The sequence below is a fragment of the Lactococcus sp. S-13 genome, assembly GCF_004210295.1.
Classification (GTDB): Bacteria; Bacillota; Bacilli; order Lactobacillales; family Streptococcaceae; genus Lactococcus.
Map to the genome: position 1 here is coordinate 1,066,317 of NZ_SDAK01000001.1, position 14,942 is coordinate 1,081,258.

Genomic DNA, 14,942 nt, shown 5'->3' on the forward strand with positions numbered 1-14,942 from the left:
CTCCAGCACTCCTTTCTCTATGATTTTTGTCCTTCATTACCTTTTCTTTGTTCATTTTCCCAAAATTTATAGAAATTATCAAGCGTTTTCGGAAATTTGTATAGATATCTTAGCTTTTGACATCTTTTATTTTCTAGCTGTCACATAATCTGAAGTTAAGTTGATTTTTTCACCATAAATTTCTACGGTTAAAGCTTCTCCTTTGAGCAGAGTCACTTTAATTTCTTTGCCAACAGAGATTTTGAGCAGGCGACCACGATAATTGATGTGGAAGGCATAACCTGTCCATGCTTTTGGTAAAAATGGTGCGAAACTCAACTGTCCATTCCAAGTTTTCATTTGGGCAAAACCATGGACGATTGCTAACCACGAGCCTGTCATTGAGGTAATGTGCAGACCGTCGTCCGTGTCGTTATTGTAATTGTCCAAGTCGAGACGAGCCGTGCGTTCGTACATTTCCACTGCTTTTTCTTCCATCCCAAGTTCAGCAGCCAAAATGGCGTGAATACTTGGGGAAAGTGAGCTCTCATGAACAGTCAATGGTTCGTAAAACTCAAAATTTCGTCGTTTTTCATCCAGTGAAAATTGATTTCCAAAGAAATAAATCCCTTGCAAAACGTCGGCTTGTTTGATGTAAGGACTGCGCAAGACGCGATCCCAAGACCAATTTTGATTGAGGGGAAGATTGCTTGGATCAAGCTCAGCGACTGGGGTCAAATCTTTGTCTAAAAAGCCATCATGTTGGACAAAAATGCCTAATTCTTGGTCTTCTGGATAGTACATTTTTTCAACGATTTCAGCCCATTTAGCTAATTCTTTGGCTTCAATCAGATCGGGACGTGGGTATTTTGCCAAACTTTCCGCTGTGTAGCTCAAGACCCAAGTGGCTAATTTATTGGTGTACCAGTTGTTATTGATGTTGTTTTCGTATTCGTTTGGCCCTGTCACCCCGTGAATCATGTATTGGTCATTGCGTTTACTATAATGGACACGGTCTGCCCAGAAACGGGCGATTTCGACCAATACTTCTAAACCTTCATGCGCGAGATATGTTTCGTCGCCAGTGTAATTAGTATAGTTGTAAATGGCATAGGCCATTGCGCCATTTCTGTGGATTTCTTCAAAGGTAATTTCCCATTCGTTGTGGCACTCGACACCGGTGAATGTCACCATTGGATAAAGGGCGCCAGCGAGTCCTTGTTGGCGGGCATTATGCTGGGCTTGTGGAAGTTGATTGTGGCGGTATTTCAAGAGGTTTTTAGTAACTTTTTCATCAGATAAAGCCAGATAAAGGGGAACAGCATAAGCTTCGGTGTCCCAATAGGTTGCTCCGCCGTATTTTTCACCTGTAAAACCTTTGGGGCCGATGTTTAAGCGTTCGTCTTCACCATAATAAGTGCTAAAAAGTTGGAAAAGATTGAAACGAATGCCTTGTTGGGCTTCGTCTGAGCCCTCAATTTGGACATCGGCGATTTCCCAGCGTTTTGCCCAAGCTTCGATTTGAGCAGCGCGAAGTTGGTCATAGGTTACCTCAGAAAGTGAGTCCACAAACGCTACTGATGCATCAGTCATTGCTGCTAAATCTTGATAATCACGGCTGGTCAAAACAATGACGCGTTTTTCAAAAGTCAGACTTTGCTTAGCGGGCAAAATTTCCTCAAAGCTATCAATAACTTGATTTTCTTCGGCTTTTTGGGCTGTCAATTGTAGATTTCCTTTGAAAAATTGATGCGCTGAAACGGTAAATTGTTCAACGTCAAAGGGGTTAGGAATGGTTTGGCTGATAAGATAAGAGCCGTTTTCGCTATTCCCTAACTCAAACGTTTGCCAGAATTTTTCATCGTAGTTGGCGTCTTCGTTATGCACATCGGCATCAATTGCTGAGTCCAGACGAATACTGTGCATCTCCCCATCAACATTTTCAAAAGTAAAGTGGAAAAGGGCTAATTCTTGGGTGGCGATGGAGAAGAAACGCTCAGCTGTTACCCGCACACCAGAAACGGTATAGCTGTATGTGAGCAGGCCTTTTTGCATCTCCAAAGCCATTTCAAAATCGGTAATTTTTGCACGCGCCAAATCAATTTCTTCTTGGTCAATAAATAGGCGGATTTTGGCAAAGTTGACGGCGTTAATGGCTTTGCCGAAATAATCAGGATAGCCATTTTTCCACCAGCCAACCCGTGTTTTATCTGGGAACCAAACACCCGCAATATAAGTGCCTTGATGGTGGTCTGCACTGTAAGTTTCACTGAAATTGCCGCGCATTCCCATGTAGCCATTTCCAATGGAGGTTAGCGATTCTTGCAAGCGTCGGTCTTTGCTTTCAATCTGATTTGCCGTGACTTTCCAAGGGTCAATGCCCATGACTCTTTTGATTTGTTTCATTTGTTTCTTCCTTTTAATTCTTTTTCTTCTTAAAAATTTGATATTCCCAAGCAGACAGGGTCATTTTTTCTTTTAAAATTCGTTGTTGGCTGCCTAAAACTTGGACATAGTCGCTGACGGAATTTTCGTCAGTAAATTCTCTGGCTTTTGCAAAGTCCAAATGTGCTTTTCTTGTCCCTAAATTGACCAAAATCAAAAATTCTTCGCGCTCATAGACTAAGGCCTGCGGGTGTCGGCTAAAATGAAAGCGAATGGAACCGTCCGCAATGGCTGCTTCTTGATGACGCAGTCTGATTAAAAATTGATAGAGCTGGATGAGTTCTGTGTTTTTTTCACTGTTGACTTCTGGAAAATTTGGATTGATTTCCATCCAAGCTTGCCCGCTAGTGAAGCCCGAATTTGCTGACGCATCCCACTGCATCGGTGTTCTGGCGTGTTCACGACTTCCGTCAGTAATTTTTCTGAGCGCTTCTTGAGGGGGAAATTGCGTCAGCAATTTCTCGTACTGCTGCTTGATTTCTGCCGAGCGCAATTGGCTGCTGTCGGTAAAGGGAAAGTTCGTCATGCCAAATTCTTGCCCTTGATAAATGAATGGCGTGCCTCGCAAAAGCATATAGCTCACTGCCAGTGCTTTGGCTGATGCAAGACTGCCATCGCCAAAACAATCAATGCTGCGTGGCTGATCATGATTTTCCAGATAGAGGGCATTCCAGCCTCGCGAAAGCAAATCTTCTTGCCAACGCAGAATGACTTTTTTGTAGCCATAGATGTCGCCTGAGCCATCTTTTTTACGCTTGTTGTGTTCTAGCTCAAAAATCATATTGATGTAGCCAGCGTCATCTGTCCAGTCTGGTGCTTGCTTGGAGCGCACACCGGACGCTTCACCGACAGTCAGCGCCCCATATTCATCAAAAATTGCTTTCAAATCGGCCATGTAAGCTTCAATCCCAGCAACATTCATAAAAGGCACCCACGGCCCGTCGCCCTTCCAAGATTTGATTTTATAATCCCACGGCATTTTTTGAATGTGCGAAATCGCATCTAATCGAAAACCGTCAATGCCCAAATCCAACCACCAGCGAATCATTTTGTAGATTTCCTCGCGGACTTTGGGATTTTTCCAGTTCAAATCGGGCTGCTCTTTGGCAAAAACGTGAAAATAAGCTTGCTCAGTTGACGCATCATAGGTCCAAGTTGATCCACCAAAAAAGGAAATCCAGTCATTGGGCAAGTGTTCAGGGCGGGCATCCGCCCACAAATAATAATCGCGGTAAGGATTATCTTTAGATTTTTTGCTTTCCAAAAACCAGGGGTGCTGATCTGACGTATGGTTGACGACCAAATCCATAATCACTTTCAAGCCATTTTCATGCGCCAAAGTCAACAATTGTTTGAGATCAGTAAGGCTGCCAAACAAGTCATCAATCGCATAATAGTCCGCGATATCATAGCCTCCATCAACCTGCGGACTTTTATAAACCGGATTGAGCCATATAAAATCAACGCCTAAATCACGCAAATAAGGTAATTTTTCAATAATCCCTTGAAGGTCACCAATTCCGTCAGCATTGGAATCTTTGAACGACTTGGGATAAATTTGATAACCGACCATTTTGTGAAAATCTGTTTTCTTTTTCTTCATCATTACTCTATTTTTCTCTCGTTTAGAACTTTCGATTATTTTTTTAAAATCACTGTGCTATAAGGTGGAATGACAAGTTTTCCGTCAGTAATTTGGGCAGTTTTTCCACTGACGGAAATCACGTCAGCAATTTCTCTGCCGACCACTGCTTTTGGTAAGCTGACGTGCGTTTCTTCTGTCGCCGAAAAATTATTGATGAGGGTCAAATCCTTGCCATAATTGAGGACAGAAAGATTAGTTTTGCTGACGGAAATTTGTTTCACTCTAGCTTTGGCAATCTCAGGGTATTTTGCTTTGATACGTAGGATTTTCTTGTACCAATTGAGTAAGGAGTTCGGGTTAGCTTCTTGTTGAGCGACATTTCCTCCGTCAGTTGTTGCCACTTCTGTCGCCCCTGGCACTGCTACGTCTGCCTTTGTCATATCTGTTCCCACAGAATCCCACGGCATGGGCAAACGTTTATTTTGATCAAGCCCAGATCCCGTAAGCCCCACTTCTTCGCCATAATAAATAAAAGGATTTCCAGGCAATAGAAGGTAGGCTTGTGCAGCCATTTTCTTCATCGGCAAACTACTCAAGAGCGTTGCCGAGCGATCGGTGTCATGATTGCTCAAAAATGGCGCATCAATAGCTTGAGTAGAATCCTTATGAATCTCCTGATCCCAAGCCTCAATTTGCTGAGCAAATAAATCGCCCTCTCCCAAGACCAAAGCCGAATTTATCGGACTGCTACTTGATTGCAAGGCATTCGGAAAATCAAACAAACTGTCAATGCCAGAATGATAAACATCATCAATCGCCGAAGCCGTCGAGAAGACCTCGCCCACCAAGTAAGCTTTCGCATCCTGCTTTTTGACCGTATCTGTCAGCCATTTGGTAAATGCAGTCGTTTTCTTATCATCATTAGAAAAATAAAAGCCCACCGCGTCTAAGCGAAAACCAGAACCCCCTTTATCCAACCAGAATTTTGTGATTTTAGCAATCTCTTTTTTGACCTCAGGATTAGCAAGATTAAGGTCAGGCATTGATTGATCAAACTCGGATTCATAATATTTTCCGTTACTTGCTAGACTGTAACCTTCTTTTGCGGTGTCCGACCAGTTGTAGTAAGCCTCATATTTTTTATCCCCAGAAAGCGCCTTTTGAAACCAAATATTATCGGTTGCCGTGTGATTGAAAGGCATATCCAAAATCACCGCAATTCCCCGTTTCTTGGCCTGTGCAATCAAATTTTCAAAATCAGCCATCGTGCCAAATTTGGGATTGATTTCCTCATAATTGGTCACATCATAGCCATGATAGCTCGGACTGGCAAAAATCGGTGTCATCCACAGGCCTTGAACCTTCAAATCACTCGTCGAACTTTTATTTCCGGTATTCAGATAGTCCAAATGTTGCGTGATACCCTTTAAATCGCCCACGCCATCCCGATTTGAATCTGCATAGGAGCTTGTAAACACCTCGTAAAAATTGCGATATAAACTCGAATCAACTTTTTTGCTGACCTCCGTTTTTTTGGCTGCTGAACTTGATTTGGCAGGCTGCTGACAAGCCGTAAGCACTGACAGCGCCAAAACAGCAGTCGCAAGTAACACTATTTTATTTTTCATGTTCATTTCCTTTCTGCCTCAAAGCAGATGAAATATCAAGATAATCAAGATAAAATCCACGACTAGCCCCACAAGCCAAGCCAGCCAAAAATACCATTTTCGTGTCTTATGATGCACCACTTGGCCCGCCACAAGCGCACCAACTCCCCCAGCAAAAACAGCCAGTAAGAGCAGCACTTTTTCGGGAATCCGCCATAAATGATGCACCGCTTTGTACTTATCCACAGCATAAAATCCAAAAACAATCCCGTTCCACACTGCAAGCAGACCCAGCAAAATCCAAATGTCCATCACACTCTCCACATTTCTTGATAACAAAGCTCATTTTCAATTCCGTCAGCATTTTCTCTGAATGGCAAAAGCCATCTTCAATTCCGTCAGCATTTTCTCTGTTCAAATCACGCTAAATTTTCCGCTAAAAGTTTTCGTCAGTAAAAATTCTATTCCACTTCACAAGCAAAAGCTTGCCACGGCAGCAAATTCAACCGAGAAATATCCGTCAATTCATCATAATTGTGAATCAAAAGCTCGCGACAGACAAAGCCTGTGCTGAACTGATTGTTCTTATCCGAAAGATTGACAACAACCAAATATTTTTTTCCCTTGTACTTACGCAAATAAGCAAACACCTCATCTGCCGTGTCCAAAAGCTCAAAATCGCCGTAAATTACCCAATCATTATGCTTACGTAAGCGAATCAATTCTTTATAAGTGTAAAAAACAGAATCCTCATCATTGAGCGCCAGCTCAGCATTTATTTCCTGATGATTAGGATTGACAGCCAACCACGGCGTCCCGTCAGTAAATCCAGCATTTTCACCAGCCGTCCACTGCATAGGTGTTCTCGCATTGTCTCGCCCAACTCGACGGATGGAAGCCATGATGTCCTCCTCAGAATAACCCTCAGCCAAGCGCTCCAAACGCATATTGCGCGATTCAACATCATTGACCTGCGAAATGTCCTCAAAGGGGAAATTCGTCATCCCCAGCTCTTCGCCTTGGTAAATGTAAGGTGTGCCCTTCATCAAGTGCAGCAAAATCGCAAAAGCCTTAGCGGACTGTACACGATACTGGCCGTCATTACCCCAATTTGACACAATGCGTGGCAGGTCATGATTGTCCCAAAAGAGCGAATTCCAGCCCTTTTCCAGACCTTGCCACTTGGCAAAAATTTCCTTGAGCTTCGGCACAGAAAATGCTTTTTTGTCCCATTTTTCGCCCTCGTCATCGTAGGCATTTGTGATATGTTCAAATTGGAAAACCATCGACAATTCATCACGCTCAGGAGCACTGTATAGCTCGGCAATCTCAGGCGTTGCCCCCCAAGTTTCGCCCACCGTCAGCAGATTTTTGCCCCCAAAGGTGGCATGGTTCATTTCCTGCAAATACTCATGCAATTTTGGCCCGTTGCCTGTGATTTCTTGGTCAATTTCCTTGCCAATCAAATCAATCACGTCCATACGAAAGCCGCCAATGCCCTTGTCAATCCAGAAATTCATCATGTCATAGACTTCCTTATGCACCGCAGGATTTTCCCAGTTCAAATCAGGCTGCCGCTTACTGAAAATGTGCAAGAAATATTGCCCCGTTGCTTCATCAAATTGCCAAGCCGATCCAGAAAAAGTCGATTTCAAACCATTAGGCTCGTCCCGCCAAATGTAATAATCTCGGTATTTGTTGTCCTTAGATTTGCGACTTTCCACAAACCAAGCATGCTCGTCAGACGTATGATTGACCACCAAATCCATGACAATCTTGATGTCGCGCTTTTCCGCCTCAGCCAGCAACTCGTCCATGTCCGCCATTGTGCCAAATTCCTCAGCAATCGCCCGGTAGTCCGAAATATCATACCCATTATCATCCATTGGAGATTGGTAGACCGGACTCAGCCAGATTGCCCCAATTCCCAAATCCTTCAAATAATCCAATTTTGAAATAATTCCCTGCAAATCACCAATTCCATCAGCATTTGCATCCATGAAAGAACGCGGATAAATCTGATAAACCACCGTTTTTTGCCACCAATTTTTTTGCATAAATCTCTACCTTATTATTTTTCAATAATCCTCTAAATCCACCAACAAAACGTCAGTAAAATCATACTAAAACCAAGCATTCTGTCAGCAAAAATAATACTGACAGAATCTCGAATTACTTATAAATCACAAAACCATACTGTTGAACTTTTTTGCCCTCAACCAGATTAGAAAGAAGCACCTCATCACCAGAAAAATAAGCCGGTTTTTCACCAATGTTGAAAATTGCCTTCAGTTCATCACGTTCAAATTTGACAATCCCATTCTCATCATCAACGATTTTCCATGTCAAATCCGCATCACTCAGTACCTTTTGATAATCACGTCTCAGTTTAATTAAGGCCTTGAAAAAACTAAACATCTCAACATCTTGATTGACTTCATCCCAGGGCATACATTTCCGACACTCAGGATCCATACCACCAGTCAAAGCATACTCATCCCCGTAGTAAATACAAGGCACACCAGCCTGCATGAAAGTGAAAGTTTCCACTAATTTCATCAAGTTTTTATTGTTTTTTGCTACCGTCAAAATCCGTGGCGTATCATGTGAATCCAAAACATTAAACATCACTTGATTGACCTGTTTACGATACAACACCAACTGCGTGTTGATATTAGAAACCATTTGTGAAAGTGAGATTTTCTTATTAATCAAACCATCTTTGATTGCATCCGTATAAGCATAGTTCATCACCGCTGAAAATTCATCTCCAACCAACCAAGGTTGTGCCGAATGCCACACTTCACCCAAGATATAAAAATCATCTTTGGCTATATCACAGATTGTACGAAACTTCTTCCAGAAAGCATGATCCACTTCATCTGCCACATCAAGTCGCCACGCATCAATATCAAACTCACGGATCCAATAATCCGCCACCCTCAAAAGATAAGCTTCCACTTCAGGATTAGCCGTATTGAGCTTAGGCATGTGTGGCGTAAAAGCAAACGTATCATAAGTCGCATTTTCTGCACTTTCAAAATCATCCGTTGGCGTATAAGTCGCTGGCCAGCTATTCACATGGAACCAATCCGCAAATTTTGATTTTTCCTGATTTTTCAAAACATCTTGCCATTGAGCAGAGGTGTCTCCGATATGGTTAAACACTGCGTCGAGCATGACTTTAATCCCACGCGCGTGTGCTTCTTTAACCAAAGTCTTAAACAATTCCTTATCACCAAAATGCTTGTCAATATCCAAATAATCTTCCGTATCATACTTATGATTAGAGAAAGCTTGGAAAATCGGTGTAAAGTAAATTCCATTCACCCCGAGTTCCGTCAGGTGATCCAAATGATCAATCACCCCTTGCAAATCTCCCCCATAAAAGTCTTGACGATCTGGCGTTTCCTTTGGATCCCAAGCTTTCGCATTTTCCGGATCATTAGAAGTATCCCCATTGGCAAAGCGCTCAGGAAAAATTTGATACCAAACGGTTTCTTTCACCCATTCAGGTGCTTTAAACCGATCCGTTTCATGGAAGTAAGGGAGACGGAAAGCGCCATATTTATTCGTTATCAAACGTTCATCATAATCAAGTAAGCCTTGATCCGTATAAACCACTTTTTCTCCATCAAGCCCTGTCACAACAAATAAATAATCCACACGTTTCGTTGCAACCGTAATTTCTGCCTCAAAATAATCATTCCGATTTGTAGAAAGCAATTTCTTCATTTCTACAGTCTGGCTTTCCCAATATTGAGTGTCTGGATGATCTAAGCCTCTCCAGAGATAAGGATCTCCGTAAACCAATTCGACTTTTTCGATATCCTCTTTTTCAGCTTGCAAACGAACGTGCATCAGATTTTTCCTATACAAATATGCAAATTCCGATTCAGGACGATGATAAAGAGCAGCTTTGTTCATAATATAGAACCTCCAAATTTTTATTGGCTGTACTAGTGTCATTCCCACCACATCTGGAGAAAACAAATCTCACATTAGCACCATTTTATCACAACGCTTTCATTTGCGCAACCGTTTGCGAGTCATTGAACATTTTTTATTTTCTTACATCTTTATTTTCAAAAACTTTTAATCCTAAAAACACTTAACTACCAAGCCTAAAGCCGTGTAACTAAATTGTAATGTTTTTCTTCTTGACAAAAAGCAAACGTTTGCGTAAAATGAAAAGTGTAGAAAATAAAACCGTTTTCATTCAGGAGGAAATAAAAATGAAATCTTGGAAAAAAGTTGCTCTTGGCGGAGCATCTGTACTCGCTCTTGCAACTCTTGCAGCTTGTGGCTCATCAACAAGCTCTAGCAATTCATCATCTAAAGATGCTTCCGATAGCATCAAAGGAACAGTTCGTGTTTATGTAGATACACAACAAAAAGCAACATACACAGATGTTGCGAAAGGTTTGGCTTCTAAATATCCAGATCTTAAAGTTCAAATCATTGCTAACGCTTCTGGCTCAGCAAATGCTAAAGTAGATATTGCTAAAGACCCTTCTAAATACGCCGACGTCTTTGCAGTCCCTAATGACCAACTTGGTGATATGGCAGATAAAGGCTATATCAATCCAGTAGCTACAAAATTTGCAAGTGAAATCAAGAAAGATAATTCCGACGTTACTGTAGACGGTGTGACATACAAAGACAAGATTTATGCTTTCCCTAAATCAACAGAATCGCTCGTTCTTTTCTATAACAAATCTAAATTATCAGCCGATGATGTTAAGACTTGGGAAGGAATGACTTCTAAAGCTGCTTTTGCTGCTAACTATACTGACCCTTACTATTCTTACCCAGTCTTCTTTACTGCTGGTACAACACTCTTTGGTAAGTCTGGTGAAGATGTCAAAGCCACTGATGTAGCTTCAGCTAATGGCGTTAAAGCCCTCGAATGGATTGCAGCCCAAAAAGCAAACAAAAACGTTATGCAAACAACTAACGCACTGAACCAACTTCAAGCAGGTAAAGTAGCAGCGATGTTTGATGGCCCTTGGGATACAGCTAACATTAAGAAAATTTTGGGTGACAACTTCGCCGTTGCTCCTTATCCAACAATCAATATTGACGGACAAGACAAACAACTTCAATCCTTCCAAGGAATTAAAGGTTTCGCAGTTAACTCAGCTGCTAAAAATCAAGCTGCCGCTCAAACTGTTGCAGAATACCTCTCAAGTAAAGCTGCTCAATTGAAACTCTTCAATTCTCAAGGAGACGTTCCTACTAACCTCGATGCCCAAAAAGATGATGCTGTGAAAAATTCTGACGTCACTAAAGCAATCATTACAATGACTAAAGAAGGAAATTCTGTAGTTATGCCTAAACTTCCACAAATGGCAACTTTCTGGAATAACGCTGGACCTTTGATGAACGGAGCATACACTGGCTCTATCAAACCAGCCGACTACCAAGCTCAATTGCAAAAATTCCAAGACAGTATCTCAAAATAAGAGATGATCTAATGGTTATATGTGAATAAGAGGTTGGGCTACTTCAGCCTGACCTCTTAATTTTTAAAGGAAATATTATGACTAAAAAGAAAAAAAGAAAACTCACAGAGAGTACTGTTTCTCCTGAAGAAAAGGCAATCAAAGTAAGCGAAGTTTTCTCAAAAGGGGATACCACAACAAAATTAACTTTTTTTGTTATGGGTCTAAACCAAATTAAAAACAAACAATGGGTAAAGGGACTCACTCTTTTAATTCTTGAAATTGCTTTTATTGGCTGGCTTCTTTTCTCTGGAATTAGCGCTTTCTCTCTTCTTAGTAGTTTAGGACCAAACAAAGTAAAAAGAACAATCACTGATGCCTCAGGATTTCCACAAACTCTACAACCCGACAATTCCGTCTTAATCTTACTTTGGGGACTTATTGCCTGTCTCGTTGTCGTTTTATTTATTCTGCTTTATTGGTTTAACTACCGTTCAAACAAGCACCTCTACTTCTTAAAACGTGAAGGAAAAGCAATTCCAACTAATAGGGAAGAACTCGCCTCATTGCTTGATACAAAACTTTATGCAACCTTGATGGCAATTCCTTTGATTGGTGTTCTTGCTTTCACAGTCTTGCCGACAGTTTATATGATTTCGATGGCCTTTACCAACTATGATCGACTCCATGCCGTTGCTTTTTCTTGGACAGGATTTCAAGCGTTTGGTAATGTCTTGACAGGTGACTTAGCTGGAACATTTTTCCCAGTTTTAGGTTGGACTCTGGTATGGGCAATCGTTGCTACAGCAACAACCTTCCTCGGTGGTGTGCTATTAGCCATCCTCATTGAATCAACTGGAATTAAATTTAAAGGTTTCTGGAGAACGATTTTCGTTATCGTCTTTGCCGTTCCACAATTCGTAACGTTGTTGATGATGGCTCAATTTTTAGATCAACAAGGTGCCTTAAATGGAATTTTGATGAATCTCCATTTAATCTCTCATCCAATCAATTTTATCGGTGCAGCATCTGACCCGATGGTTGCAAGAATTACGGTTATTTTTGTTAATATGTGGATTGGTATTCCAGTTTCCATGCTTGTTTCAACAGCGATTATCCAAAACCTTCCTCAAGATCAAATTGAAGCCGCACGAATTGACGGAGCAAATACCTTCAATATCTTCCGTTCAATCACTTTCCCTCAAATTCTCTTTGTTATGACGCCTGCGTTAATTCAACAATTTATCGGAAATATCAATAACTTCAACGTTATTTACCTCTTGACAGGTGGTTGGCCAATGAATCCAAACTATCAAGGAGCAGGTTCAACAGACCTTCTTGTTACTTGGCTCTATAACCTCGTATTTGGTCAAACTCAACGTTATAACGCAGCCGCTGTTCTTGGTATCTTGATTTTCATTGTTAATGCATCAATTTCATTAGTAGCATACCGTCGTACCAATGCATTTAAGGAGGGCTAATTGAAATGAAATCTTATAAAACGCAACGCCGTGTCTCTTTAACTTTGAGATACATCCTACTTGCACTCTTAGCCATTGTGTGGATTTTTCCCATTATGTGGATTATCTTAGCAAGTTTGACCCAAAATAATACAGGATTTGTTTCGACAATCATTCCAAAAACATTTACCTTTGAAAACTATACTCAACTTTTCCAAAACAAAAGTGGAAGTTTCCCATTTGTTTCATGGATTATTAATACTTTTTTCGTAGCGGTCGTTTCAGCCGTACTCTCTACCTTTATCACAATTATTATGTCCTACACCCTTTCACGTTTGCGCTTTGCCTTTCGTAAACCTTTCTTGCAAATCGCCTTAGTGCTAGGGATGTTCCCAGGATTTATGTCTATGATTGCCCTCTACTACATCTTAAAAGCAATCAATATGTTAAATCTTGGTGGTTTAATCTTAGTTTATGTTGGTGGAGCTGGCTTAGGTTTCTACATCGCTAAAGGCTTCTTTGACACCATCCCACGTTCAATTGATGAAGCAGCGACGATTGATGGGGCAAACAAGTGGCAAGTATTCACACATATTACTCTTCCCCTTTCACGCCCAATCATTGTCTACACTGCCTTAATGGCATTTATTGCTCCTTGGACAGACTTCATCTTTTCTGGGATTATCTTAGGAAACAACCAAGCACATCCTGAAACCTTCACGATTGCTTATGGTTTGTATAGCATGGTTCACTCTCAAAAAGGGGCTGCCACAGCTTTCTTCACACAGTTCATTGCCGGTTGTGTCATCATCGCTATTCCTATCACAATCCTCTTTGTTATCATGCAAAAATTCTACGTCAACGGAATTACCGCTGGTGCTGATAAAGGTTAATTATCCAAAAAACTCTCTATCATCTTCGATAGAGAATTTTTATTAACAAAAAAAGCTGACAAATATATCAGCTTTTTTGCTTATTGCCCAAGAAGGCTTTGTGCTTCTGAGCGATACTTATCCATATCAATAGATAGTCCTAGACCATCATATCTATCGTAAGCATCCACCCAATCGCCATTTTCTGGAATTGTTGTTGACTTAATTCCATTTTTTATATCAAACACTGTTTTAAAACCGGTAGTCAAAAGGAACGAATTAGGGATATTTGTCATTGTCACTGCTCGCGTCGTTCCCAACGCACTGGATGCAGTAAATAAAGTTAAAGGATTTTTAAACTTAGACATCATCGTTTCCACAACTTGCTGTTGGCGTTTCACACGCCCAAAATCACCTTCATCATCATGGCGGAATCGTGCATAGTTAAGGAGCATTCGACCATTCATTTTTTGTACGCCAGGCTTAATCATCATAAATGTCCCACCACCATCTGGATAGCCAAGTGCTGCTGCTTCATCAGCTGTGAGATCTTTGTCATTAGAAGCTTTACCTTCCGTTGCTGCTAAATCATCTGGCACAGGAACTGCTGCAAGATTTTCACCATTTACCGTTGAAAATTTTGCATCAATTTTCAAGCCTGTTGGGAATAAGGAATCAACAATCGTTGCGAAGCTCGAAAAATCAACTACTGCATAGTACTGACAGTTGATACCGAAATTTTTATTCAGCGTTTCGCTCATCAAGTCAACACCTTGTTTATTATACTGTTCTCCAATGGTGAAAGCCGAGTTAATTTTAGAATCCTGTGAATCGCCACTGCTTACATCAGGGATGTTAACCAAAGTATCTCGCATGAAACTAACAATTCTTGTTTGATGATCTTTAGCATTCACGTGTAAAACCATGATTGTATCTGTATGAGCAATGCCATCAGACTGCCAAGGCCGTTTATCTGCTCCTAAGAGCAAGATATTTACTGATCCATCCGTATTTTTTCGGCTTGTAAATTTTTCAGCCTTAGCTACGCTTCCTTCATGTTTGACCCCTCGTTGATAGCCATAAACAAAAAAACCAGCCATGACAACAATTATTAGGACGATAACACTCAAAATACCACGGAACCAATGTCTTTTTTTCTTCGTTTTTTTGTTTCCTTTGTCCTTTTTAGGTTGTTTAAACCCTCTCGGAACTTTAGTTGATCTATTGTTTGAAGAATGTATCGTCTGGCGTTGTTGCCTGCTCGAACTAGAATAATCAGTCGAATAATTAGGCCGATTTTCTTCTTCATAATCACTATAACTCTGCTGCTCATAATTATTTTGAGTTTCTGGAATTACTTGCTCTTGATCATCTTCGTACTCGGAATTGTTTGTATCTCGCTTAAGCTCATTGAGCAAATCATAATATTCTTGGCGTTCCCGAATCGTGAGATAATTGATATTATGTCGCAAATATTCCAAACGTTTGTATTTTTTCTCAGTCATTTCCTACCTATTATATCAAAGTTTGATGATTCCTGCAAAATCTTA

The 14,942-nt window shown here is 40.9% G+C and carries 10 protein-coding genes; 3 read left to right on the forward strand and 7 right to left on the reverse strand.

What is annotated here, in order from left to right:
• Positions 1-126: 126 nt before the first annotated feature.
• The 6 genes from EQJ87_RS05310 to EQJ87_RS05335 form a co-directional block, all read right to left on the reverse strand.
• The gene (locus EQJ87_RS05310; protein ID WP_130123646.1) at positions 127-2,385 is read right to left on the reverse strand and encodes a glycoside hydrolase family 65 protein; all 2,259 of its coding nucleotides are present in this window, start codon (positions 2,383-2,385) and stop codon (positions 127-129) included.
• Between the two features lie 13 nt (positions 2,386-2,398).
• Positions 2,399-4,027: an alpha-glucosidase gene (locus EQJ87_RS05315; RefSeq protein WP_130124595.1), complete on the reverse strand. Its 1,629-nt coding sequence runs from the start codon at positions 4,025-4,027 to the stop codon at positions 2,399-2,401.
• 35 nt (positions 4,028-4,062) lie between these two features.
• A complete protein-coding gene (locus tag EQJ87_RS05320) occupies positions 4,063-5,637 on the reverse strand; it encodes an alpha-amylase family glycosyl hydrolase (protein ID WP_130123647.1) in 1,575 nt (524 codons plus the stop codon).
• An 18-nt stretch (positions 5,638-5,655) separates the two neighbouring features.
• Positions 5,656-5,928, reverse strand: coding sequence for a DUF1294 domain-containing protein (locus EQJ87_RS05325; protein WP_130123648.1), 273 nt, complete (start codon positions 5,926-5,928; stop codon positions 5,656-5,658).
• Between the two features lie 149 nt (positions 5,929-6,077).
• Positions 6,078-7,673, reverse strand: coding sequence for a glycoside hydrolase family 13 protein (locus EQJ87_RS05330; protein ID WP_130123649.1), 1,596 nt, complete (start codon positions 7,671-7,673; stop codon positions 6,078-6,080).
• A gap of 115 nt (positions 7,674-7,788) precedes the next feature.
• Positions 7,789-9,543, reverse strand: a complete 1,755-nt coding sequence (locus tag EQJ87_RS05335; RefSeq protein ID WP_130123650.1) for a glycoside hydrolase family 13 protein — start codon at positions 9,541-9,543, stop codon at positions 7,789-7,791.
• A gap of 308 nt (positions 9,544-9,851) precedes the next feature.
• On the opposite strand from EQJ87_RS05335, the gene EQJ87_RS05340 reads away from it, so the two are divergent.
• The 3 genes from EQJ87_RS05340 (at position 9,852) to EQJ87_RS05350 (ending at position 13,413) form a co-directional block, all read left to right on the forward strand.
• Positions 9,852-11,081, forward strand: coding sequence for an extracellular solute-binding protein (locus EQJ87_RS05340; RefSeq protein WP_130123651.1), 1,230 nt, complete (start codon positions 9,852-9,854; stop codon positions 11,079-11,081).
• A gap of 77 nt (positions 11,082-11,158) precedes the next feature.
• Positions 11,159-12,541, forward strand: coding sequence for a carbohydrate ABC transporter permease (locus tag EQJ87_RS05345; protein WP_130123652.1), 1,383 nt, complete (start codon positions 11,159-11,161; stop codon positions 12,539-12,541).
• A gap of 5 nt (positions 12,542-12,546) precedes the next feature.
• On the forward strand, positions 12,547-13,413 hold the full coding sequence (locus tag EQJ87_RS05350; RefSeq protein WP_130123653.1) for a sugar ABC transporter permease: 867 nt from the start codon (positions 12,547-12,549) through the stop codon (positions 13,411-13,413).
• A gap of 80 nt (positions 13,414-13,493) precedes the next feature.
• On the opposite strand, the gene EQJ87_RS05355 is transcribed toward EQJ87_RS05350, so the two are convergent.
• Entirely contained in the window at positions 13,494-14,897 is a 1,404-nt protein-coding gene (locus EQJ87_RS05355; protein ID WP_130123654.1) for an LCP family protein, read from the reverse strand.
• Between the last annotated feature and the right edge of the window lie 45 nt (positions 14,898-14,942).